A 23,996-nucleotide genomic window follows, 5' to 3' on the forward strand; every position below is an offset into this window, starting at 1 on the left:
TCGTCGAAGGCACCGGAATCTTGTTGCAGAATCGAGGAAAATCCTTTTCTTTGAATCCTGAACATCGGAACAGGCTCGAACCTCATAAGCGCCCCATGCATACCATCATCCCTGGAATGGTTTTCAAAGATGGGGAGTTTTTGATGAGCTTCGGCGTGATGGGGGGCGATATGCAACCCCAGGGCCATGTCCAGTTTTTGGTGAATCTCATTGACTTCGGGATGAATTTACAGGAGGCGATGGATACACCGAGGATCAGACACCTCAGAGGGATGGAGGTGTATCTCGAAGAGGGGATTCCAGAAGAGACTGCTTCGGCTCTTGCTCAGAAGGGCCATCAGGTTATTAAAGGGTTATCTTCGATTAATCAGGTAGGAGGAGGCCAGGCCATCTTTTGGGATCGAGAACAGGATGTCCTCTTAGGAGCCTCCGATCGCCGCAAAGACGGCTGTGCCATCGGATTTTAAAGGATGAAGGGGATCTTTTTCTAATCTTAAAAATGATCGAAATCAAAGGGCCCTTTCCTCCAAAAGGAGAAACGGTTTTCCTTATCCGTAAGCATATGAAACCTGAATGCACTCCTTATTCGACTAAAAGTCCTGAAAAAGAATGAAATATTCAAAGGCAGAGCCGATTTTTAATTTAAGGACAGGAGGCCTTCAGTCGAGCATATATATTCTTATTCGGTGTACGTTTTTAAGGGAATTACCGGCAAAAAAACCTTTCTCGAGATCGGAAATGGTCATCCATAGGTTATGATTTGACGGACTTTCTCCTTCCAATTCTTTTAGATTTAGACCTTGGACGATAAGGGTTATCTGCTCGGATGATAGATGGAGTTCACAGATTGCGGTTCTCCTTTTGCCGATCATATGGCATCTCAAGTTGGAAATGGAGACTCATTGTTTTTGTCAAGAGTTCTATTAGATCGGTCTTAAGAGCTTACCGATTTCCTAAGGTCCATAAGACATCACCGCCAAGAACCGAGAAGACCAAAAATTAGGCGAGGAGATGTAGGAAATAATTCATTTTCCGTACCGGGGTATTTGATATTTCATCCTCTATTATTTAAAATTATTTTGCCTTGGTCCATGTTGGGGAAGGGGAGCCATTTTTTTCTTATGAGGCCTCGAAAAACCTCTTCTATTATTAAATCCTTCCAGGAATTAAACATTGTCCTCGATATAAAGTCTCTTCCAGCCTACCATGCTGCTACCGATGCGGTCTCTGAAGATAAGTTGAGCCCAGAGGCTGAGGAGAGCCTGTTTCGAACAGCGATGGATGGCGTGAGACCCATTCCCAACCAGAGATATGTTGAGAGGGCTTCCAGAATTGAAGGGACTGGGGGGTTCGTGAAAAAAGATGATGCTGAGGCCCTCGAAAGTCTTAAGGACCTTGTAAGTTATGGAAGAGGGTTCGATGTCGCAAGCACACCCGAGTATATCGAGGGGACGGGTTATCATATCCATCCTGAAATCGCCAAGAGGCTACATCGGGGCGACTTTTCCATTCAAGCACACCTCGACCTCCACGGACTGATTGCCGAGGATGCCAAAGAGGTGTTTGATCAGTTTATGAAATGGGCGGTAACTTACGGAAAAACAGGGGTTCTGATCACTCACGGCAGAGGACTTTCTTCACCTGGCGAACCGGTCTTGAAGAAGAAGGTCGAAGAGTGGCTCACGAAGGGAGTCTGGAGAAAGTGGGTGGTCGCCTATTCCAGCGCAAGAAAATGTGACGGAGGCGCAGGGGCGACCTACGTCCTGCTCAGGTCTCGTCCTGTTTCGAAGCGTCTGAAGAAGCAAAAAATAGGTGCCGAAAGGTCTTGAAGGGCACATAAAAGAACAGCAGGAGGATCAACAGGAGTACCTTCTGATAGATTTCGACGCCAAAATAGACGAGGAAGAAGAGAACGGCGCTCAAAAGGATGAAGAAATGGATCCTGATCACGCCTCCGTAAATGGCCTTTAAATTCATCCCGGGATTTCCGCCCCCAATGATCCCCCGTCTCACGAGAAAGGTTCCAAGGATCATCGGCCAATAATGTTCGATGAGATAGACCAAGACGACGCCCTTATCGGCATTGATAAATCCATTGGGGCCGAACAGATCGATCGGTTCCATCTGAAGGAAGAAAGACATCAACATCGCATGGATCGTGTGGAAGAAGGTGAAATGAAGCCAGGTAAAAGCCCCGATTCCGATACTTCCGATGACCATTAAAAGGGGAGACAGGGTGGGCCCAGGGGTTTTGCCGTCCTTAAGGTCGTGGCCGAAGGTCTTCGCACGAAAGTAAGCGGAAAGGGGATCTCCTTTTATATTCAAGTCTTCATCCCTAAGCACCGGGAGTCCGGCGAGGTGGAGGAGGATGCGTAACACCGAGGAGAGAATCACCGCCCAGCCCGTAAGAAGACTCGACACCCATAGCCCCCAGCAGAGCTCATTGGCCTTCCAATCGAAATAGAAGGTCGAGATGGCCGTCAGAAGAAAGGCGAAAATCTCATAAAGGGGGGTTCTGGGGCTCATATATCTGAATTATATCTACCTGATTAAACGAATGGGGTCAATGCCATGGGCCTGGGGGTCAGAGTCCTACAGGGCCGATTCGATGGAACACCCAAATGAGATGTCGAAACCATCCGGATCGTGATGCAATTGCAACCTGCCAGAAATTTGAAGCAGGTTTTTGTGAAGAATGTTGCGAGTGTTTGAATACCGATTCGTGCTGCGAATGCAAGGACCCCATAGAGTACTGTAAATTCAGACCTCACTGCTTGATCTGGGAGATGTCGAAAGACAAGAGAAAGAGAAGGGGATAGATAGGGATCACGCGCTCTGGATTTAAGGAATCTCACCCTCCGGGGATTTAGAAAAAATAGCCCCGCCCAAGGTCCCGGTCCTGGCCTTTAAGATATTCGGCAATAAGGAAGCCAGAACCCCTCTCTATAGAGGAGGCGGGTGGTAGTGTCTCCCGGATTTGAAGGCCTTCCGTGATCAATCTTCGGAGGGATCTCTCCCCGTTTAAAAACCTCATATTCGGGGTCCCAGGGAAAGAGGAGGACCTCTCCTCCGAGATCTTTCAAGATGGGAAGAATCGGCTTTATCTCTTTTCTCCTCAAAGAGCTGAAGACCGCCTCAAGGTTCTCAAATTGGGAGAGATCCTCCATAATTTGAAGGGTAGGGGGGCTTAAGGCGACCTTTCCCCTTAAATTCTCCTCAAGGGCCTTCCGGGGTGTCAACCAGACCTCTGCAATGGTCTCCTTCCGGTCAAAACTCGCCTCCTGCCCTTCAGGATACCGGGCGAGGAAGAATCGCGTATCGAATCTTAGGGCTCTCGCCTCCGGCGTGATCCAATGGGCAAAGTAGTGGATTTGATCCAGGGCGAATAGGATCCTCAGTTCGCTGGCCATCTGGCAGATCGTCCGTTCGCCCTTTTGGAGGAGGCTTCGGTGATATTCAAGAGTCTTTCGGTCCTCATCCGTTTTTAATCGGAAAAGTTCGTTGTTTTCGTCGTAGGCCAAAAGGATGCCCGCTTCCTCGAAGAGTTCCCGAATCCCGGCAATCCAGTAGGCTAGACTTTCTTCCTCAGACAGGGAGCCTCCGAGGATCCGGCAGGCCTGTTCAGGGGTAAGGCCTTTGCTCAAGGCACAGGTCTCAACGGATCCGTCTTCCCGATCGACCCTGCCTCCCGGAAAGACGTAATTTCCGCCCATGAAGCTGCTCTTCTCATGCCGTTTGAGGAGAAAGACCTCAAATCCTTCTTGGGATTTGGAATCCCGAAGCAATATCACGGTGGCCGCTTTTTTGGGGACGGCTGGCATATCTTATCCTTTAACATACATGGGGTGGTTTATCCAATTGAAAAAGGTAAAAAATTGTGCCAAAACAGGGTGAGATCGATGAGAATGGGCGACTTGGATTTTAATTCCATCTTTTTGGATCGTGATGGGGATGGGTTTGTTGACTCCATCGATCTGCAAATTCACCTCGGTCCGTCCTGCGGAAATCCAAAAGTTCTCTGTGCCGTCCTCGACCTTTGTGCAGCGATCGGCTTTGAATCCATGGGGATGCATTTTCCCCTCGTCACAAAGAGGATGGCGAAAGACCCTTCCATCAGGAATCATCTCTATATCGGGACACCCCACGAACTTAAGAGAGCTCCTCAGGAGGATTGCCCGAACACCTATTTTATAAAGGGACCTTGTGTCGATGGTCTAACCGAGGAGATAAGTCATCTGGCGCGCCTTTTGATCTTGAAAAACGGGAAGAGCTTTCGGGGGTCGGCCCACCCAAAGGCTTCGCAAAGAGAGATGATAAGCCCCCTCAACCCTTTCTCGTTTTGGACCTTTTTTCAAGTTTCGTTTGAAGAGACCCCTTCGAACCTCATTTTCCCTTATAAAATCCTCCTGTTCAGCCATTTCCGTCCGGAAACGGCAATCGCCATAGCAAATTTTGTTGCCCGATTGGGCCTGGAGAGCCCTCACCTGACGTTTCCTCTTGCCTTTTCTGCCTCCGAGAAGATTAGAGAGAAGGGACCCTATATCTATATTGGGAAAAGGGAGGATTTGGGAAGGATCAGGATTGATGTTCCTGAGAAGATCTTTCGCTCTCGATGGGATTCGGGAATCTTTTTTGTCCCAAACGGGAAGGAGATCCCCGACATCTTGATGACGGGGAAGGAAAAAAGCCTCGAAAGCATCCTGACCCGTTTCAGTCTCCTCCCCACCGGTTCGAAGGGATCAAAAGATCCGGTCTCCCAGAAGATGAATGCCTTCCTCGAACACTTCAACGATTTCCTAAGAGTTCCCTTTCCTCCTCGTGCCTCCGGAAAAAAGATTGTCCGAAACTATGTCTTCGATGATGGGGAAGAAGAGGTTTTAAGGAGATTGAAAAGAGGTTTGGGAGAAAGAGATCTCAGGGATGAACCCATCGCGATTCAGATCATGATCGCGAAGCCAGAAAGAGAGAGAAGAAAACTGGCGCAGTTGATTACCCATCGCCTGGTCAATCTGGGAGCGGATAGGAAGAGAATCGACGTAAAAGTTCTAAATGCTTACAAGCCAGGGTTGAGCTGGATGAAGGAGGTCGTTCTAAAAGAACTCGAAAAGAGAGGAGCGGATCGAGTCGAAATAGCCTTTAAACCTTTTTTGAAGAGGGGACTGGAAGAATCCCTTCGTTGGCTCCAGGAAGTCTATCCCATCGACGAGATCTTTGCCAAAAAATTGAAAATCCCCAAAGAGAGGGTCGGGTTCAAAAAAGAGAGTAGGATAAAAGAGGCCTATCGGGTGGTGGGATGGCAAGGGGCCCAAAAGGTTCTTGAGGCCCAGTTTTCTCCCAAGTGGCGCACGATCGACTATCTTCCCGCGTTTCCTCGAATGGGGAAGGTTCATCCTTGTACGGGTTGGATCAATGTCAGAGTGGGAGGCGAGGAGGTGGTAAATCGAGAGGTCAGGACTGGAATCGATAGGATCTGGGAGATTTACCAGAAAAAGGTCCTCCCACGGGTCGAAAAGGAAGCGTATCGCATCATCGTAAAAAATCACCTCCCTCCTTCCTCTCCCGTCTTCCATGAGCTTCGGTTTGACATATTTTATCGTTATCCCTCGGAACCCTTAGGGATCGATGAAGAGCGGATTTCTCCCCTTGAAGCCCTCCATGAAGACCTCTATTTTGTCACTTTAGACTTTTTTTCTAACTATTCCCAAAATACATTCCAAACGAATTACGCGCCTGGCCGAATCCTGCCCGTGATTCACCCCAATCCTCCCCATTCAAAGGCCAGGTTGCGATTTACCCTCACCCATCGGCCAGAAGAACGGGAGGATTGGAACCGAAAGGGGAAGATCTCGATCCGCGGACTTTCTTTTTTTAAGAGGGACCTTTGTCTCTACTTATCGGTTGCGGCAGAACGTCTTAGGGACCAAAAGGGACTGATGGAAAAGGTTCGCTCCTTTAGGACCTTACACCATAGCCCCTTCAGAATCGAAAGAATTTCGAAGGGAAAAGGGAGGAGAAAGGATCTCGAGCTCCTTGTAAAGGCTTCGGGCTTATGGTCCCGGAAGCCCCTTGGGCCTTCAACGAAGACCCAACGGATCGACATTCCAATGGAAAGACCCATCGGATATCGGGATGGCCTCGCCCTGATCCAGTCCCTCGAGGGTCTGCCGGGCGTCGAAATTGTGCGGGAAGGAACTTCTTCCGCGGGCCTTCCCATCTATTCTATAGAACATTCGTTTCCTTCTCCGACCCCCTTTATCTCTCATGCGAAACGAGCCCTTTTCAAACCGACCTTTTTTATCAACTGCCGCCACCATGCCAATGAGGTTTCCAGTACTAACGCGGGGTTAAAACTCTCCTATCTCCTTGCAACCCGTCCCCGGTTCCAGAAACTCCTGAAGAAGGCCAATGTGGTCCTCAATCCGATGGAGAATGTGGACGGTGTCGCTCTTTTAGAGGAAATGTTAAATCTGACGCCAAAAGACAAGCTCCATGCCGGACGCTATAACCTCGTTGGCCTGGAATATTATGACCAATACTTTAACCCAGACACCCCTTTCGGAGAGGCCCGAGTGAAGGCCGATATCTGGAAGAGGTGGCTTCCCGACATCTGTGCAGACAACCATGGCTTTCCAAGCCATGAGTGGGAGCAGCCCTTCTCAGGATATGCGCCTTTTCGATTCAGGGAATGGTGGATCCCGAGGGCCTTTTTCTTTTTCTACCTCCCTTTTCTCGAAAAAAGGGAAGGCTCGACCGCAAGGAACCGTTCCGAACGGTTTGGAAAGTGGATCTGGACCTTTCTGGAAAAGGACAAAAAGGTCCTTTGGCGGAATCAGCGCCTTTTCGATCGCTATTGGAAGTATCGGGGGCAATGGATGATTCCCCATGGAAAGGAAAGGAAGCCAGAAACTCTCCCGCTTCAGAGACGATTCCGAGGGATCAATTTTGCTTACCGTTATCCTCACCTGACGACCCTTGATTTTATCACCGAGGTGGCCGATGAAGTCGCCTGGGGGTCATGGTTAAAGGACGCCGTTACGGTGACCCTCAAGACCCATCTGGCTGTCCTTCGCTTATTGAATTCCATTCCAATTCTTGTTAAGAAGGAGTATTTCCGGGAAGGGGCGACGATCCATGTGTTTTGGCGGCGAAGGCGTCCCTTGACGTTTTGATGGAAGGTCATTCGCTTTTTAGAAGCTCAAGAAGGAGGTAAGGGTATGAAACGAGCAGGTTGGGTATTCTTCCTCGTGGCGGCCTTGGCATTTCCCCAGGTCTCCCTTGCACAAAGGCCGGTCAAAGGCGGCACCCTGACCTGGGGGAGGGGAGGGGACTCCGTGACGCTCGATCTCGCCCAGGCCACGGATGGGGAATCGATTAAAGCCGGGATCCAGATCCTGGAAAATTTGGTGATGTTTAAGAAGGACAGCATGGAGGTGGAACCCCAGCTGGCGACCTCGTGGAGTGTCTCGAGCGACGGCCTGGTCTGGACCTTTAAATTGCGCAAAGGGGTGAAATTCCATGACGGGACCCCCTTCAATGCCCATGCGGTCAAGGTCTCCTTCGATCGCGTGATCGACAAGAACCATCCCTTTCACAAATACGGGACCTGGAGATTTCCTGCCCTCGGGCTCGGACCCGTGAAAGAGGTAAAAGTAATCGATGAATATACCGTTGCCCTGAGAACGGAAAAACCTTATGCCCCACTGGTGGCCAACTTAGCCCTCTGGCTCTGTCCGATCCTCTCTCCTGCGGCCCTTGAAAAATATAAGGAGGATATCGGGAGAAACCCGGTGGGGACCGGACCGTTTAAATTCGTCAAGTGGGTCAAGGACGACCAGATCATCGTTGAGAGAAACGAGGACTATTGGGGAGAGAAACCGCATCTGGATCGGATCATTCTCAAATCGATCCCGGAAGTGTCCGCGCGGTTCATGGCCCTTCAAACGGGAGCGGTCGATATCGCCGATGACCTCGACCCAGATTCGATCCAGATGGCCAAAGGGAATCCGAATCTAAGGGTGATCGAGCAGCCGAGCGTCAACGTCGGCTATCTGGCCATGAATACGAAAAAGCCGATCCTCAGCAACAAGCTGGTCCGACAGGCCATTAGCCACAGCATTGACAAACAGACCATCATCAAGACGATCTTCAGGGGCCTGGCCATCCCCGCCAAAAGCCCCTTCCCTCCGAGCATCTGGGGTTACAATTACAAAATTGTGGATTATGATTACAATGTCCAGAAGGCCAAGGACCTCCTGGCCCGAGCGGGTTATCCCAAAGGGTTTGATATCGAACTCTGGGCCATGCCCGTGTCCAGGGCTTATATGCCGGAACCCGTCAAAACCGCAGAGCTGATTCAGGGGTATCTGGCTGCCGTGGGCATCAATGCCAAGATCGTTCGGCATGAGTGGGGCGTCTATCTGGACAAGACCTCAAAAGGGGAGCATGACCTCTGCATGTTAGGGTGGCTTGGAGGCAATGCCGATCCGGACAATTTCCTTTATGGCCTGCTTCACTCCGATAACGCCAAGCCCCCTGCGGCCAACATTGCCTTCTGGCAACATCCGGAATTTGATCGGCTCGTCAAGGAGGCCCAGGGCCTTTTCGGAAAAGAGAAGCGATCTCCTTTCTATCTAAAGGCGCAAGAGATCTTCCATGAAGAAGCGCCTTGGGTTCCCCTCGTTCATTCCACCGTCGTCAGGATTCATCACAAGAAGCTCCAAAACGTTCCGCTTCGTCCGAACGGCCTCAATTCTTTTGAAATGGTGTGGAAAGAGAAATAGACTCTTGGTGTAACGATTATTGGCGCGGTTCATCCTTAGGCGATTTCTCCACCTCGTTTTTATCCTCTTCGGGGTCTCCCTTCTGGTTTTTTTGATGTTGAGGTTCATTCCCGGAGACCCCGCCCAACTCCTTGTGGGAGAGTTTGCCTCTCCCCAAGAAGTCCAAAAGATCCGCGAGAAGTTAGGACTGGATCGTTCCTATCCCTACCAATATGCGATCTACCTCCGTCACCTGCTGAGCGGGGATTTGGGGGTGTCGATCCGTTCCAATGTTCCCGTCGTCGAAGAGATGTTGACTCGTTTTCTGGCCACCGCTGAGCTATCGATCGCGGCCATCTTGATTTCGAGCTTGGTGGGAGTCCTGGCGGGGGTCATCTCATCGGTCCGAAAATATTCGATTTTCGATTATGCTTCGATGGTGATGGCCCTGATAGGGATCTCCATGCCGATCTTCTGGCTCGGGTTGATGCTGATGTATCTCTTTTCGGTCAAGCTCGGAATGCTTCCGATGATGGGTCGTATGACCATGGGGGCGGACTATTCCGCGATCACAGGGTTGGTCGTCCTGGATAGCCTCTTGTCAGGAAATTTCCCCCTCTTCATAGATTCCCTGAGACATCTCATCCTGCCTGCCTTTACCTTGGCCACCATCCCGATGGCGATCATCGCAAGGATGACCCGATCCAGCATGTTGGAGGTGTTGTCCAAGGATTATATCCGGACCGCCCGGGCCAAGGGGCTGGGGCCCGGCGCCGTCATTTTCAAGCACGCCCTGAAGAATGCCTTTTTGCCCGTCCTCACCGTGATCGGGTTAAATTTCGGGATCCTCCTAGGCGGGGCGGTGCTCACGGAGACCATCTTTTCTTGGCCGGGTTTGGGACGATATGTGGTCGATTCCCTTCTGGCGAGGGATTACCCTGCCGTTCAGGGTTGCATCCTGTTTTTCGCAGTGATCATGGTGCTGGTCAATCTGGCGGTGGATATTCTTTACTTCTATCTCGATCCGAGGCTAAGGGTGAATGGGAAGGGTTGAACTTTTCTCGGGATTAATCAAGCACCGGACCGCCTTACTGGGTCTGATCCTGATCTCGCTCCTTGTGATGGTGGCCTTGGTCGGGCCGCTCATCTCTCCTTATAATCCCATCGTCCCTGACCCCCCCAATCGACTGAAAGGGCCCTGTTGGGCCCATCCCTTCGGAACCGACAGTCTCGGGAGGGATATCTTTAGCCGGGTGATCTATGGCAGCCGCATCTCGTTGGTGATCGGGCTGATCGCGGTCTCCATCTCCCTCCTCCCCGGCACGATCCTCGGACTTCTGGCAGGGTTTTACGGAAAGAGGGTGGATGAGCCGATCATGAGGGGGATGGATATCCTGCTCGCCTTTCCGGCCATCCTCCTGGCGATCTTCATCACGGCGATTCTCGGTCCAAGCCTTTTGAATACCATGATCGCCGTGGGCATCGTCTACATCCCCCATTATGCAAGGATCGTCCGAAGCACAGTCCTTTCTTTGAAAGAACAGCCCTTCGTCCAAGCGGTGAAGGCCCTCGGAGGAACCGATTTGAGAATCCTCTTTCTTCATATCTTTCCCAACACGGTCCCACCGATCATTGTCTATGCAACGCTGGGAATGGGCACGGCCGTTCTTCAGGCTGCCGCCCTTGGCTTTTTGGGCCTGGGCGCTCAACCTCCCACGCCCGAATGGGGAGCCATGTTAAGCGAGGGGAGGCAATATATCCAGATGGCGCCCCATGTCGCGGCTTTCCCTGGATTGGCCATCTTCACCCTGGTCTTGGGGTTTAACCTCTTTGGAGATGGGTTGAGAGACCTCCTCGATCCAAGTTTAAGATAAGCGCCAGAGGAATGGAGCCTTTATTAGAGGTCCAAAACTTAAAGACCTACTTTTTTACCCGGAAGGGAGTCCTCAAGGCGGTCGATGGCGTGGACCTATCGATTCGGGAAGGGGAGACGGTCGGGTTGGTGGGGGAATCGGGATGCGGGAAATCGATGACCGCCCTCTCCCTGATGCGCCTCGTCCCGGAACCTATGGGCCGAATCGTGGAAGGAGTCGTCATGTTCGAGGGGAGGGACCTGACCAAACTGCCCGAGGCCGAGATGAGAAAGATTCGAGGAAACCGGATCTCCATGGTCTTCCAAGAACCCATGACCTCCCTCAATCCTGTCTTCAAGATCGGCCATCAAGTTGCCGAAACGATCCAACTGCATCAGGGATTGACTCCAAAAGAAGCCTGGGCGCGTTCCATCGAGATGCTTCGCATGGTTGGGATTCCCTCACCGGAGACAAGGGTCCACGATTATCCCCATCAGATGAGCGGCGGCATGCGGCAGCGGGTGATGATCGCGATGGCCTTATCGTGCCATCCCAAACTCCTGATCGCGGACGAACCGACCACGGCCCTCGATGTGACGATTCAGGCCCAGATCCTCGATTTGATCAATCGGCTCAAAGAAAGGGTGGGGTCCTCCATCCTTCTCATCTCGCATAATTTGGGCGTCGTTGCGGAGGTGGCCCAATGGGTGGGGGTGATGTATGCTGGCCATATCGTAGAATATGCTGAGGTCGTCCGTCTCTTTCGCCATCCCAGGCATCCTTACACCCTCGGATTGTTCCAGTCCATACCGAAGCGGAAAGGGGCCGGCAAGAGGGAGCGGCTTCAAGCCATTCCGGGTTTTGTCCCGGATCTGCTAAATTTACCAGAAGGCTGTAAATTTCAAGATCGTTGTTTTCGTGCCTTTCCGAAATGCAAGGAGGCTCCGCCCCCTCTCTTCGAAGTGGACACCGGCCATCGAGTTAGGTGCTGGCTCTATGAGTGAAATCCTGATCGAAGCAAAGGGACTGAGAAAATATTATCCCCTTTCCAAAAGGATTTTTTCAAAGGCCCAGGCCTCTGTCAAAGCCGTCGACGGAGTCTCTCTCTTCGTTCGAACCGGAGAGACCTTGGGGTTGGTGGGAGAAAGTGGATGTGGAAAATCGACCCTGGGCCGACTCCTCTTAAGGCTTGAAGAACCCGATGAAGGCGCCGCTTTCTTCAGAGGGGAAGACATTTACAGCTTGAAAGAGGATCGGTTAAGACAGCTCCGACAGAAAATTCAGATCATTTTTCAGGATCCCTACTCCTCTCTCAATCCCAGAAGACGGGTAGATGCCATCATCGGGGAACCCCTCGTCATCCATCGCTTAGCCAAAGGAAAAGAGCTCGAAGAGAGGGTAATCCGGCTTTTGGAGTTGGTGGGGCTGAGGCCTGAACAGAGGTTCCTTTACCCCCATCAATTCAGCGGAGGCCAGAGGCAGAGGATCGTCATTGCAAGGGCGCTGGCTTCACAACCTCAATTCGTGATCGCGGACGAACCCGTCTCGGCGCTGGATGTCTCCATCCAAGCCCAGATCATCAACCTCCTTCAAGACCTTCAATCGGAGTTTCATCTGACCTACCTTTTTATATCCCATGACTTGAATTTAATTGAATACGTGGCGGATTGGGTGGCGGTGATGTATCTCGGGAAAATTGTCGAGTATGCGCCGCAAGAAGTGATTTGTGACGCTCCGATCCACCCGTATTCCGAAGCCCTCTGGTCCGCAAATCCCACGCTGGATCCCTTGAATAAAAGAAAACGTTTCCTTCTGGAAGGAGATGTGCCCAGTCCGATCCATCCTCCCTCAGGGTGTCGTTTCCATACCCGTTGCCCCCTTCGCAAGGCGGTCTGCGTTGAGGAGGACCCTCCGCTGACCGAAAGATCGAATGGATCTCAGGTGGCCTGTCATGTGAGGTGAAAGGGGTCGGTTAGCCTTTTTAGTCGATCCAGCGGATGAAAGTTTCGCTCTCTTCCCTTGGGGATTTAAACCGGTTGATGGGGCTCGTTCCGTCGGGATATCCGAGGGCGACACCGATCACGACCCTTTTATTTTCGGGGATGTTGAGGAGGTCTCTGATTTCATCCTCATAAGCGGTGATGAGGCCGATCGGACAGGTCCCCAATCCGTATTCATGGGCGATCAACAGGAGGTATCCGAGGACGATTCCGATATCGACCAGCCGGCTTTTGGGGAAGGAGTCGTCCAGGCAGATCAGGATGGCAACAGGCGCCCCATAAAAATTACAGCTTCCCTCATTGATGAACTGATCGGGGTTCACTCCCATCTCATCGAAGAAGGGGTTCATCAGTTGGAGCGTTCTGGCTCCCCGCTGGGTTACGGTTTTGGGCATGGGTTTCACATTTCCGGGGCCGCAGGAGATCCGTTTTTCCCTAAAGGCCTTCAGGAGTCTCCGGCCTAAACGGTCTTTCTCCTCCCCCATCACGACGAAGAATTCCCAGGGTTGAAGATTGATGGCTGAGGGAGCATGAATGGCGAATTTTAATATCTCCTGCAAAGTCTCCTTGGGAATGGGGTCGGCCTTGAAGGCCCTGAAGCTCTTTCTCTCCTGGATGGCCTGGATTAATTCCATGGCTGGCTCCTATTGAAGATGGTTGAGAGGTCTGAAAAAGTCGTAAACCCTCCCTCACCTCCCCTTAAATAAAGGGAGGCAGGTGGGGCAAGAGGGCTCTGTTTGGATACTTGACATTAAATGAAACGACCGTTATTTTCAAGTCGACCCTTGAAGCGAGTGACCCTTGAGGGTGAATAAGGAGAAGAAATGGTTAGGATGGAGGAATTCATCTCTTACGATGCGACTGAGCTGGCTCAGCTGGTTCGGAAGAAGGAGGTCAAGGCGATTGAACTCGTAGAGGCATCGATCGAGCGGATCGAGCGTCTCAATCCGAAACTGAATGCCGTCATCACTCCGATGTTCGAGCAGGCGCGAAAAGAGGCCTCTGGCCCTTTAGTCGAAGGCCCCTTTTCCGGGGTCCCTTTTCTGCTCAAAGACCTTGGAGCTCCCTGCGTCGGAGCAAGGATGACGATGGGATCCGCATTCTTGCGCGATTTTGTGCCGGATCATGACAATGAACTGGTGGCGAGATTCAAACGGGCCGGATTGATCATCGTGGGAAAGACCAATACACCGGAATTGGGCATCCTTCCCACCACAGAACCACGACTGTTCGGCCCCTGCCGAAATCCCTGGGATATGAATCGGACCTCAGGGGGATCGAGCGGAGGATCAGCGGCGGCCGTTGCCGCCAGATTCGTCCCGATGGCACACGGCAACGATGGAGGGGGATCGATCCGGATACCGGCCTCGTGCTGCGGACTCTTCGGCCTCAAGCCGACGCGGGCCCGCGTTCCCGTTGGACCTGACTTCGGAGATATCTTCAGCGGGTTCGTCATCGACCATGCCCTCACCCTCTCTGTGAGGGACAGCGCCGGTCTCCTCGATGCCATCTCCGGCCCGCAAGAGGGGGATCCCTACTGGGCGCCTCCTCCTGTCCGGCCCTTCCTTCAGGAGGTAGGCGCCGATCCCGGAAGGCTCAGAGTGGGTTTTACCACAAGGCATCCGGCTGGGGGTAACCTCCATGAGGATTGTATCGAAGCGGTGAAGGATGCGGCGAGCCTCTGTGCAGAGCTCGGACATGAGGTGATGGAGGCTACTCCGGAGATCAATGGAGAGCTGGTTCGGCAGGCCTTCATGGTCATCTGGTCGGCCGGTTGTGCATGGGTCATCGAGGGGCTGGCCCTGGCCACAGGGAAACGGCCAAAGCCGGAGGAGTTCGAACCCCTCACCTGGGCGCTCTATGAGATGGGACGGCAGCAGAAGGCCTCCTCCTATTTACTTTCTCTCACCTTTCTTCAGCGTGTGGCAAGGGAGATCGCGAAATTCTTTCGGAAGGTCGATGTCTGGCTCACGCCCACCCTTGCCGAACCTCCGGTGCCCTTAGGGACGTTCGATGCCGCTTCGGAAAACCCGCTCCAGGCCCTTCGCAGGGCTGAGGAATTCGTCCCCTTTACGCCCATTTGCAACGCCACGGGCCTGCCCGCGATGTCAATTCCACTATACTGGAATGGCGAGGGCCTGCCGGTGGGTGTTCAGTTCATCGGCCGGTTTGGAGATGAAGCAACACTCATTCGGCTTGCCTCGCAGCTGGAGTCAGCGAGGCCTTGGATAAAACGGGTTCCAAGCCTAATCGTTTGAGGTCTTTGGTCTTCGATCAAATCGACATCGCCTTATAAGGAGTGCCTATGATTCGTGCCAAATTGTGGTTTCGGTGTGCGGCGATGCACGATCCTGTGACGCCCAAGATCGTCCAACCCGCTCTGATCGGTTGGGAGGCTAAACAGAGACGGGTTGACCTCGTGATCGAGAGGGCTTTTAACGGGGAAGAGTTGGTGCGTCGGATGAAGGGCTGGGTGACGGTCGATCCCCAAAAGGTCATCGACATCGTGAAAAGGTTCGGTCGGTTAGCCATCCTCGATGAAAGCGAGCTGGTCGTCGAATGTGAGAAAAGGGAGGATTTAGAGGCGCTCCAGAGGGCCTTAGAGGAGGAGTTCGATGGGGAGGTCGATGTCGAAATGAAAGAGAAACGAACCACTTAAAGGCCAGGTCTTGGAGGCATGGCCCAGGCGAATCCGTCTACCACCGTTATTCCCTCCTGATTGGTGCAGGTGGTTCTGAATTTTGCACGGTTTTTTTCTGGAAGGAGTTCCACCACCTCCACCCTCACCGTAATAGTATCTCCGATTCTCACCGGTGCAAGAAATTTGATCTCATGGGAGAGGTAGATCGTCCCCGGACCAGGGAGGAGGTTTCCGAGGACGTTGGAGAGCAGGGCGATGGAGAGGGCCCCGTGGGCAATTCTTCCTTTAAAAGGGGTTTTCTCTGCATAAGCCTGGTCGAGATGGAGGGGGTTGAAATCTCCGCTCACCCGGGCGAATTCCTGGACGATTTCATCGGTGATGGTTTTGGAGATCTCGGCGAACTCTCCGATTTTCAGGTCGTGGATGGACTTTCCTTGATTCATTCATCCCACCGATGTTCCAAAAGCCAACCTCGGAAGCCACAGGACGAAGTCCGGGAAGAGGATACAGATAATCAACCCTAACCATTGGAGGCAGATAAAGGGGACCACCCCTTTATAGATATGGACGATGGTCATCTCAGGGGGGGCGATTCCCCGAAGATAGAATAGGGAATACCCGAAGGGCGGTGTAAGAAAGGCCATCTGGAGGTTGACGCAAATCAAGGTGGCAAACCAGACTGTGTTGAAACCGAGCTCTCCTGCAATGGGGGTGAAAATCGGCAGCACGATCAGGAGGATCCCGAGCCAGTCAATGAACATCCCGAGGAAGAAGACGATGCCCATCATGGCGAAGAGGACGACCATGGGGCTGACCTTCAATCCGAGGAGGAAATTGGTGAAGGCGTCGCCTCCTCCGAGGCCCATAAAGATGGATTGAAAGGCGTTGCCGCCGAGGAAGAGGGTCAGGATCATCGATGAGGTGATGAGGGTCGATTTGCAGGCCTCATAGATGGCCTTCCAGGATAGCTTCCGGTAGCCAAGGGCGAGGAGCATGGCCCCAACGCATCCCAGGCCGGCAGCTTCGGTCGGGGTGGCCACCGCTGTCACGATGCTTCCAAGGACGACGAAGATGACCGTGGCCGTAGGCAAAATCGAAACGGTGACCATCTTGATCTTTTGAAGGGTATTATAAATTCTCTCTTCTTTGGGCAAGGGGGGGCCCATCGATGGGTTCAGCCCGCACCGGATGGCGATATAGGCCATATAGAGCGCCGAAAGGAGAAAGCCCGGTGCAAAGGCGGCGGCCATCAGGTGCCCGACCGACATCCCCACGAGCCCTCCGTAGACCACGAGCATAATGCTTGGGGGGATGAGGATTCCGAGGGTCCCGCCTGCACAGACACATCCTGCGGTGAGGGGGATGTCATACCCTCGTTTCAAAAGAGCTGGGACCGCAAGCAGTCCAATAGCGACCTCGGTGGCTCCCACCACGCCCGCCGCCGCGGCGAAGATGGTGCAGACGGCGATGACGGCCAGCCCTAATCCTCCCCGGATGGGACCCAGCACCACATAGAGGGCGCTGAAGAGCTTCTCTGCGATCCCGGCCGTATCGAGCATTTGAGCCATGAAGATGAAGAGAGGGACGGCGACCAGCACGTACTCTTCCATGACGCCGTAAGTTTTATTGGCAAAGAGGGCGAGGACGACCTCGGCCTCTCCTCCCCATCCGATCAATCCGAAGACCACCCCGAGCACGCCCAACGAAAAGGCAAGGGGATGGCCGAGGAAGAGGGTGACCATCAAGGTGAAGAACATCAAGATCGCTAAGCTTTCAGAGCTCATATCTCCTCTCCCCTGAGTTTGTAGATATCTTTGATGAAATTGGCGATCCCCTGAAGAAAGAGCATCAGCAACGAGACCGGCATCACCGTCTTGTAAGGGTAGAGCGGCGGTTTCCAAGCACTCCAGCTATGCTCCCAGATCGACCAGGAATGGGCTGCATATTTAATGGCCGCATAGGTGAGGGCCCCTACGAAGGGGATGAAGATGAAGATGAAGGTGAGCACCCGCAGCCAGAGTTGAACCCTCTTTGAAAATTGGAGGACGATGACGTCGATCCGGACATGACGGTCGAGGAGATAGACATACCCCATGCCGAGAAGAAAGTGGGCGCCATAGAGGTAGACTGTCACCTCAAAGGCCCACCGCGTGGGAGAGGCAAAGATCTTTCTCAGGATGACCTCGTAAACCACGACAAAGATGAGGGGCAAGATGAGCAGACATACCCATTTCCCACAAAAATCATTAAAGGCATCGATCGCTCGGACAAATTTTTTCATTAGCCTATCCTCTTCAATGGATGTCGGGACCCCTTTGGATAGGTTCCTCTATACCACCCTTCGACCGTTCCGTCAATCAAAAAAAACGTGCCCCGCCCCCGTTCGGTAAAAAGGTCAGGGCACGCCCATAGGAGTTATTGGGTCAGTTTGCCCTTGATAAAGGTCTCATACGGCCAAGGGGTAACCCGTCCACGGAGGTCCCTCCACTCCTCATATTCCTTCATAAACTCCCACTGGGAGGTGAGGACCTTTTTGACATCCGGATGTTTGGCGCAGAGATCTTCAAGATATTTCCGGCTTGCCTTAGCAAACTCGATGATCGCTTTGTCGTCTAACTTCACAAACTCTGCCCCATCCCTTTTCATGCGTTTCACTGCCTCGATATTGAGGTTTTCGTTCCACGCGTAGGCCCAGTGCTCCGTATCCCTTGCTGCCAACTCGACGATCACCTTCAGGTCATCTGGCAGTTCATCCCATTTCTTCTTGTTGATGACCACATCGAACTGGCAGGAGGGTTGGTGAACTCCGGGCATGATGACATATTTGGCGATTTCATGGAAACCCTGGGGATAGTTGGCCGCAGGGGTGCTGAACTCGGCGGCATCGATGATCCCCCTTTCGAGGGCGAGGTAAATCTCAGGGCCGGGAAGGGGAGTGACCGAGATCCCCATCGAGGTCAGGATGTCCATGTACCAGCCCACGGTCCTCATCTTCATCCCCTTGATCTCTTCGATCTTGGAGACCTTCTTTTTGGAATGGAGGGCGATCTCCTGTCCCACGTTCCCACAGGGGAAGGCGATCAACCCGAACCGACCGTAGAGTTCCTGGAGCATCTGGAGGCCTCCCCTCTCGTAGAACCAGATGTTGTAACCTTCGGCATCGAGTCCAAAAGGAACCGAAGCAAAGGCGACAAATGCTTCGTTCTTTCCTTTCCAGTAACCGGGCCAGGTGTGGCAGGCATCGATGGTGCCTTTGGCGGTAGCATCGAAGATCTCCATGGCGGGAACGATCGAGCCTGTCGGAAAGACCTTAATGTCGAGCCGCCCACCGCTTGCGGCCCTCACGCTATCGGCAAATCGCTTCGTGATCTCGTGGAAGACCAACCCTCCCCATGGATCGGTCATCCTCCAGGTGAAGGTCTTTGTGGAGGTCTCCCATTTTTTTCCTTTCCATTCTTTTCCTCTCTCGTCTTCGCCAAATTTTTCAAACTTCTTCTTCTGTGAAAAAACTTCCGTGCTGATCGCAAAGATGACAGAGCATGCGATGACCGCTACCAAAACGGCTAATCCAACCCTCTTCATGTTTACCTCCCTTCGTATTGAATTTTAGGTGAATGCCTCTGACCCATCTTTTTCCTTTGGTCCCTTAATCACCCCCTTTCGCACCTTCGTTTTCTAACCCTGCCGATGGGCAAGGTAATATCGCCCGCCTTCTGTCTTGATGAGGAGTCCGCTGTGAAGCAGGGCCTCGATCGCCTTGGGCCGGTAATCCCTCGTCCCCATTCGAAGGGGTTGGGGCTTTTCGTAAGGGAGGTGGACGGCCGTATCGGGGCTGAAGGCCCCCCGGCTTTGTAATTCTTTGATGATCGCTTTGCAGGTCGCCTGTATTTTTACGACCATCAACCAGCGGGTTAGAAGGAAGACTGCGACCAAGAATAGAAACCCCAAGAGGAGCTGGGCCGTCTCGGACATTCCTAAAGCCTCCGGGTCATTTGAGAGCCATGAGGGCCTCTTGGGGGCTTTCATAAATATGGGGAGCGACATCCCGTTTTTTTAGGGCATCGCCCAACTTCATCCTCAAGAAGGCACTCGTCGTATACCGGGTGACACCCGAATAGTATCGATCGATGAGATATTTCACCATCTCTGCATATTCTTCGACGAGATCGGGCAGGATGGTGAAATTGTCGTAATTGACGATCGTATAAACCTTCCTCGGAAGAGGGGAGAGGATTTTTTCAACGGCTTCTCTGATCCTCTGGATCTCTTCTTTCGTTCTTACGGAAAACCCCTCGAAATTGACAAAGAAGAGGTTTTCCACGGGGTCATAGATGAGACGGCTTTCCAGGGGGATGGTCAGGAGGATCTCCTTCAACCCCATCAGCTCATCCTTGAAAATCCTTTCGTCCATGACCTTGAGAGAGGGGCTGATAAGGGGTTTGAATTCCATATGCGGGAAGATATCTCTCTCGAGGTCGATTCCCGGAGCGATTTCGGTCAATTCCAGACCATGAGGGGTCAGGGTGAAGACGCAGCGCTCCGTAATATAGAGAACGGTTTGCCCCTTCGATGCGGCATACTTTCCGCTGAAGGTAATCTGTTCCACCCTTCTCAAGAACTTCTTGGCCTTCCCCTCCTTCTCGATCCGGAGCTTTCCATGATTCACAGAGACCTTTATCTCTCCTGCGGTGAAGGTCCCGAGAAAGACGACCTTTTTCGCGTTTTGACTGATGTTGATAAACCCTCCCGCCCCGGCCAATTTCGGTCCGAATTTGCTCACGTTGCAGTTTCCTTCTTGATCCGCCTGGGCCATGCCTAAAAAGGCGATGTCAAGCCCACCGCCGTCGTAGAAATCGAACTGGTAGGGCTGATCCAGCAGGGCCTCCATGTTCGTCCCGGTTCCAAAATTCAAACCCCCGGAGGGGATCCCTCCGATCACTCCGGGTTCGGTGGTGAGGGTGATATAATCGATGATCTTTTCCTCGTTGGCAACATTGGCAATGGCCTCGGGAACCCCGATCCCGAGGTTGACCACGCTGTTGAGCTTCAGCTCGAAGGCGGCCCTGCGGGCGATGATCTTCCTCGCATTCAACTCCATCGGAGGGATGAAATCCATCGGGATCTTGATTTCGCAGCTCAGGGCGGGGTTATAACGCTCGGCGAAGGTCTGCCAGTGATGCTCCGGAGGGGCGACCACGACACAATCCACGAGGATGCCAGGGATCTTCACCTGCCTCGCATTCAGCGTCCCGTGCTCGGCCACCCGTTCCACCTGGACGATGACAAACCCGCCCGAATTCTTGGCGGCCATGGCGATCGAGAGCGACTCGAGGGTTAGGGCCTCCTTCTCCATGGTGATATTTCCCTCGGTATCGGCGGTGGTCCCGCGGAGGATGGCCACTTGGATGGGAAAGGTTTTATAGGCCAGATACTCCTTCCCGTCGATGACTATGACCTCGACCAGATCTTCGGTGGTGATCTCGTTGATTTTCCCGCCTTCGACCCGCGGGTCGACGAAGGTCCCTAACCCGACCGACGTGATGGTCCTGGGTTTGTGGGAGGCAATGTCTCGGTAGAGGTGAGCGATGACTCCTTGGGGCAGATTGTAAGCCTCGATCTTATTCTCGAAGGCAAGTTTTTGGAGCTTCGGTGCCAACCCCCAATGGCCCCCGATCACCCTTTTCAACAACCCTTCATGGGCTAAGTGGTTCAATCCCCGATCGGCCCCGTCTCCCTGTCCGGCCGCATAGACCAGCGTGAGTCCTCTTGGCCTTCCGGTCTTCAGAAACCTTTCTTCCAGACGAATGGCAATCTCTTCTGCGAATCCGGTTCCGACAAACCCTCCGGTCGCGATCGTATCTCCATCCCGGATGATCTGCACCGCCTCTTGCGAGGAGACGATTTTGCCTTTTTTGACCCGGGTCGGAGAGGTGAATGTAAAAAGAGGGTGGATTATTTTTTTGGCTTCCATAGGGATCTCAATTTTCCCGATTCGCGGGGATTCGAAGGGAAAGGTCCATTAACCATAGATTTCCGGATGGGCTTGGACCTCTTCAATAAAATCCTTGACCGTCTCTTTCAAGAAATACTTCGTTTGCCAACCCCACTCCTCATGGGCCTTCGTCTCGTCCATGTACTTAGGCCAGCTGTGCACCACCTCGACCAACTCTGGAACGGGTTTGAAGTCGATCAAGGCTTTGGGAAGGTGTTTTTTCACCTCCTCAGCCAACTCCCTCGCCGTTGGAGAGAAGCCGGCGATGTTATAAACGCGCCTTTTCAATTTTTTCCCGTCGGCCTCGTAAAGAGTGATCAAGGAGTCAACCGCGTCCTTGATGTAAAGCAAGGGGATCCGGGCCTCTTCATCGACGAAACATTGATAGGGCCTTCCGAGGGCAGGTTCTTGGATGATGAGGGTGCTATAGGCAGAGGCTCCTCCCGGACCTCTTCCCGGACCGATGACCGAGGGGAAACGAACCGCCCGGAAATCGACCCCAAATTTTCGATGATAGTATTCGCCGAGCCTTTCCGAAAATACCTTGGTCACCCCGTACATCGAAATGGGCATCTGGATCGTCTCCTCGTTCACCCTTTCCGGAATGCCGAGGCCATAGGTAGCGATCGTGCTTAAATAGATGACCCGCTCGACATCGAACAATTTGGCCGCTTCGAGGACGTTAAAGGTCCCGCCTGCATTGACTCTGTATGCCGTGGTGGGACGCTCCTCGGCAGAGGCAGAAAGCAACGCCCCCGTATGATAAATTCCATCAATCTTATTGCGCTTCACCACATCCATGACCTCTGCCCAAGAGGCGAGATCGCCCTGGACGATCTTAACCTCCTCTTTAATGTCGTGAATGAGGGGTGTTTTGGTAACCACATCGAACAATACGACTTTCTCCCCTTTTTTTAATAGGGCACGGGCCAAGTTTACCCCAATAAACCCAAGACCCCCCGTGATCAATTTTGCCATACCCACCTTCCATAATTTTGAAATTGGTATAAAAAGTTTATCTATTTGAATTAGCAAAAACTAAGCCATTGAAAACCATTTTGGTCAATTGCCTAACTATTTAAAATTTAACGATTTTTTAATTAATCGGGAAGGTTTTTGGAAACAAATGTGTAGAGAAAATTCTACAATTTTAGGGCGAGATCTTTAAAAAAGAATGAAATTACAAATAATTGAAGGACACGTAGCCAATATGATACATGTATAAAAAAGGATACACTTCCTTGGGGTTTGATGTGAAAAATGGGGGTTGCTCCATTTATCCATTTAAAAAAAGCGGGGGTGGTCCTCCCTCCCGAGATGATATTATCCCATTAGAAATATTAAATTTTCTCATCTTTTTATAGATGGCGGTCCTGTGTATACCGAGTAGTTTAGCAGCCTTATTTTTATTGTTGTTAGAGATTCGAATGGCATGGATCAACGCCTCTTTTTCTATGTCTTCGCGCAGTCTCTTTAAATGTGGGGTAGGGCTTTTTACGGGATCTTTTTCTAAACCCCTGAGAAAGAATGGAAGGTGACGGACTTCAATGGAGTCCCCCTCCGCGGCATAGATCATCCTTTCGAGGATGTTGGCAAGTTCTCTTACATTTCCAGGCCAATCATAATTTTCAAGGATAACCATCACTTCAGGCGAGATCCGGGTTACGCTCGTACCAAGCTCTTTGTTTAAATTTCGGATGAGATTTTCGACAATTAATGGGATATCCTCTTTACGTTCGCGGAGGGGCGGAATGTGGATGGGGATCACGTTGAGTCGGTAATACAAATCTTTTCGGAATCTGCCCTGCTCAACACATTTTTCAAGATTTTCTTGGGTCGCAGCGATGAGCCTGAAGTTGGTTCGGGTAACCCTCGTCCCTCCCAAACGCTCGGTCTCTTTCTCCTCGAGAACGCGAAGGAGTTTGGGCTGCATCTCGAGAGGAAGATCGCTGATCTCATCAAGAAAGATCGTTCCGTTATGGGCCAATTCAAATTTCCCGGGTTTTCCTCTGGGGCCTGCACCCGTGAAAGCCCCGGGTTCGTATCCGAAGAGTTCGGCCTCGAGAAGGTCTTTTGGGATCGCGGCGCAATTGAGTCGGATGAAAGGATAATGTCTTCGTTCGCTGGCATGATGGATGGCGTGAGCAAAGAGTTCCTTCCCGGTCCCGCTTTCGCCTATCAACAGGACAGGCGAATGGGTTTGGGCCGCCTTCAGAGCGAGTTTTTTCAACTCGACCATCCGAGCGCTTTCCCCAACGATGTTGTTGATCGTATATTTGGAGGCCCTTAGGGTCTCAAGCTCCCTCTCGTAAAATTCGACCTTCGATTCGAGGAGATTGAGTTTTTTCGAAAGGGCATGGACATCCCTCACATCCTTGAACATCACCTGACCATAGACGGCGATCACTTCTCCATCGATCTCGATCGGAATACGCTGAACGACCATATCCTGCCCTTTGATGCGATGGGGATGGTTGATCTCTGGGACTCCGGTCTTGGCCACGATGTGCATCCGTGTATTTTCCAGCACTTCGGTACAATGTCTCCCAACCATCTTCTTCGGATCCACGCCCAAAAAATTCCCATAGGTCTTGCTGAAAAAGATGATCTTCCCTTCCTTGTCCGTGATCATGACTCCGTTGTGGATGTTGTCGAGGATGGTTTCATAAAAACGAACCTTTCTGATAAGTTCCTGGATGTCCATGGACCCCCTCTCCTTTCCCTCTTAAAAGGCAGAGATAGTTTACCATA

General features: G+C 52.2%; 21 protein-coding genes. 10 read left to right on the top strand and 11 right to left on the bottom strand.

Going from position 1 to position 23,996, the window contains the following annotated elements:
• Nucleotides 1-467: gamma-glutamyltransferase (locus tag N3G78_13535; protein MCX8118936.1), on the top strand; the 467-nt coding region annotated here is incomplete at its 5' end.
• 654 nt (nucleotides 468-1,121) lie between these two features.
• Nucleotides 1,122-1,829, top strand: coding sequence for a Smr/MutS family protein (locus tag N3G78_13540; GenBank protein ID MCX8118937.1), 708 nt, complete (start codon nucleotides 1,122-1,124; stop codon nucleotides 1,827-1,829).
• On the opposite strand, the gene N3G78_13545 is transcribed toward N3G78_13540, so the two are convergent.
• Together N3G78_13545 and N3G78_13550 are read right to left on the bottom strand one after the other, a co-directional pair.
• On the bottom strand, nucleotides 1,768-2,526 hold the full coding sequence (locus N3G78_13545) for a hypothetical protein (protein ID MCX8118938.1): 759 nt from the start codon (nucleotides 2,524-2,526) through the stop codon (nucleotides 1,768-1,770). The two genes, N3G78_13540 and N3G78_13545, sit on opposite strands and share 62 nt — an antisense overlap.
• A 380-nt stretch (nucleotides 2,527-2,906) precedes the next feature.
• Nucleotides 2,907-3,821, bottom strand: coding sequence for a hypothetical protein (locus N3G78_13550; GenBank protein ID MCX8118939.1), 915 nt, complete (start codon nucleotides 3,819-3,821; stop codon nucleotides 2,907-2,909).
• A gap of 846 nt (nucleotides 3,822-4,667) precedes the next feature.
• On the opposite strand from N3G78_13550, the gene N3G78_13555 reads away from it, so the two are divergent.
• From N3G78_13555 to N3G78_13580, 6 genes are read left to right on the top strand one after another with little or no spacing between them, the layout of a single operon-like run.
• Nucleotides 4,668-7,169 carry a M14 family metallopeptidase gene (locus tag N3G78_13555; protein MCX8118940.1) on the top strand — a complete coding sequence of 834 codons (2,502 nt, stop codon included), beginning with the start codon at nucleotides 4,668-4,670 and terminating at the stop codon, nucleotides 7,167-7,169.
• Between the two features lie 45 nt (nucleotides 7,170-7,214).
• Nucleotides 7,215-8,780 carry an ABC transporter substrate-binding protein gene (locus tag N3G78_13560; protein ID MCX8118941.1) on the top strand — a complete coding sequence of 522 codons (1,566 nt, stop codon included), beginning with the start codon at nucleotides 7,215-7,217 and terminating at the stop codon, nucleotides 8,778-8,780.
• A gap of 19 nt (nucleotides 8,781-8,799) precedes the next feature.
• Nucleotides 8,800-9,813, top strand: a complete 1,014-nt coding sequence (locus N3G78_13565) for an ABC transporter permease (protein ID MCX8118942.1) — start codon at nucleotides 8,800-8,802, stop codon at nucleotides 9,811-9,813.
• The gene (locus N3G78_13570; protein ID MCX8118943.1) at nucleotides 9,800-10,633 is read left to right on the top strand and encodes an ABC transporter permease; all 834 of its coding nucleotides are present in this window, start codon (nucleotides 9,800-9,802) and stop codon (nucleotides 10,631-10,633) included. The genes N3G78_13565 and N3G78_13570 overlap by 14 nt, the downstream gene beginning before the upstream one ends.
• Nucleotides 10,634-10,644: 11 nt before the next feature.
• Nucleotides 10,645-11,616, top strand: coding sequence for an ABC transporter ATP-binding protein (locus N3G78_13575; GenBank protein ID MCX8118944.1), 972 nt, complete (start codon nucleotides 10,645-10,647; stop codon nucleotides 11,614-11,616).
• Entirely contained in the window at nucleotides 11,609-12,574 is a 966-nt protein-coding gene (locus tag N3G78_13580; protein MCX8118945.1) for a dipeptide ABC transporter ATP-binding protein, read from the top strand. The genes N3G78_13575 and N3G78_13580 overlap by 8 nt, the downstream gene beginning before the upstream one ends.
• Before the next feature lie 19 nt (nucleotides 12,575-12,593).
• Here the strand turns inward: N3G78_13580 and N3G78_13585 are convergent, their stop codons facing one another.
• Complete coding sequence (locus N3G78_13585) at nucleotides 12,594-13,247, bottom strand: nitroreductase (GenBank protein ID MCX8118946.1); 654 nt, start codon at nucleotides 13,245-13,247, stop codon at nucleotides 12,594-12,596.
• Nucleotides 13,248-13,445: 198 nt separating this feature from the next.
• On the opposite strand from N3G78_13585, the gene N3G78_13590 reads away from it, so the two are divergent.
• Together N3G78_13590 and N3G78_13595 are read left to right on the top strand one after the other, a co-directional pair.
• Entirely contained in the window at nucleotides 13,446-14,870 is a 1,425-nt protein-coding gene (locus N3G78_13590) for an amidase (protein ID MCX8118947.1), read from the top strand.
• A gap of 47 nt (nucleotides 14,871-14,917) precedes the next feature.
• Nucleotides 14,918-15,271 carry a hypothetical protein gene (locus N3G78_13595; protein MCX8118948.1) on the top strand — a complete coding sequence of 118 codons (354 nt, stop codon included), beginning with the start codon at nucleotides 14,918-14,920 and terminating at the stop codon, nucleotides 15,269-15,271.
• Here the strand turns inward: N3G78_13595 and N3G78_13600 are convergent.
• The 8 genes from N3G78_13600 to N3G78_13635 all read right to left on the bottom strand — a co-directional run bounded on the left by N3G78_13600 (nucleotide 15,268) and on the right by N3G78_13635 (nucleotide 23,949).
• Nucleotides 15,268-15,696, bottom strand: a complete 429-nt coding sequence (locus tag N3G78_13600; GenBank protein ID MCX8118949.1) for a MaoC family dehydratase — start codon at nucleotides 15,694-15,696, stop codon at nucleotides 15,268-15,270. The two genes, N3G78_13595 and N3G78_13600, sit on opposite strands and share 4 nt — an antisense overlap.
• The gene (locus tag N3G78_13605) at nucleotides 15,697-17,037 is read right to left on the bottom strand and encodes a TRAP transporter large permease subunit (GenBank protein ID MCX8118950.1); all 1,341 of its coding nucleotides are present in this window, start codon (nucleotides 17,035-17,037) and stop codon (nucleotides 15,697-15,699) included.
• Complete coding sequence (locus tag N3G78_13610) at nucleotides 17,034-17,534, bottom strand: TRAP transporter small permease subunit (GenBank protein ID MCX8118951.1); 501 nt, start codon at nucleotides 17,532-17,534, stop codon at nucleotides 17,034-17,036. The genes N3G78_13605 and N3G78_13610 overlap by 4 nt, the downstream gene beginning before the upstream one ends.
• A gap of 134 nt (nucleotides 17,535-17,668) precedes the next feature.
• Nucleotides 17,669-18,835 carry a TRAP transporter substrate-binding protein DctP gene (dctP, locus tag N3G78_13615; protein MCX8118952.1) on the bottom strand — a complete coding sequence of 389 codons (1,167 nt, stop codon included), beginning with the start codon at nucleotides 18,833-18,835 and terminating at the stop codon, nucleotides 17,669-17,671.
• Nucleotides 18,836-18,928: 93 nt separating this feature from the next.
• Nucleotides 18,929-19,225, bottom strand: coding sequence for a hypothetical protein (locus N3G78_13620; protein MCX8118953.1), 297 nt, complete (start codon nucleotides 19,223-19,225; stop codon nucleotides 18,929-18,931).
• 16 nt (nucleotides 19,226-19,241) lie between these two features.
• Complete coding sequence (locus N3G78_13625) at nucleotides 19,242-21,224, bottom strand: acyl CoA:acetate/3-ketoacid CoA transferase (GenBank protein ID MCX8118954.1); 1,983 nt, start codon at nucleotides 21,222-21,224, stop codon at nucleotides 19,242-19,244.
• A gap of 48 nt (nucleotides 21,225-21,272) precedes the next feature.
• Nucleotides 21,273-22,223, bottom strand: a complete 951-nt coding sequence (locus tag N3G78_13630) for an NAD-dependent epimerase/dehydratase family protein (GenBank protein ID MCX8118955.1) — start codon at nucleotides 22,221-22,223, stop codon at nucleotides 21,273-21,275.
• A gap of 298 nt (nucleotides 22,224-22,521) precedes the next feature.
• Nucleotides 22,522-23,949, bottom strand: coding sequence for a sigma 54-interacting transcriptional regulator (locus N3G78_13635; GenBank protein MCX8118956.1), 1,428 nt, complete (start codon nucleotides 23,947-23,949; stop codon nucleotides 22,522-22,524).
• Between the last annotated feature and the right edge of the window lie 47 nt (nucleotides 23,950-23,996).

It is taken from the genome of Thermodesulfobacteriota bacterium (genome assembly GCA_026415035.1).
Taxonomy (GTDB): domain Bacteria; phylum Desulfobacterota; class BSN033; order BSN033; family UBA1163; genus RBG-16-49-23.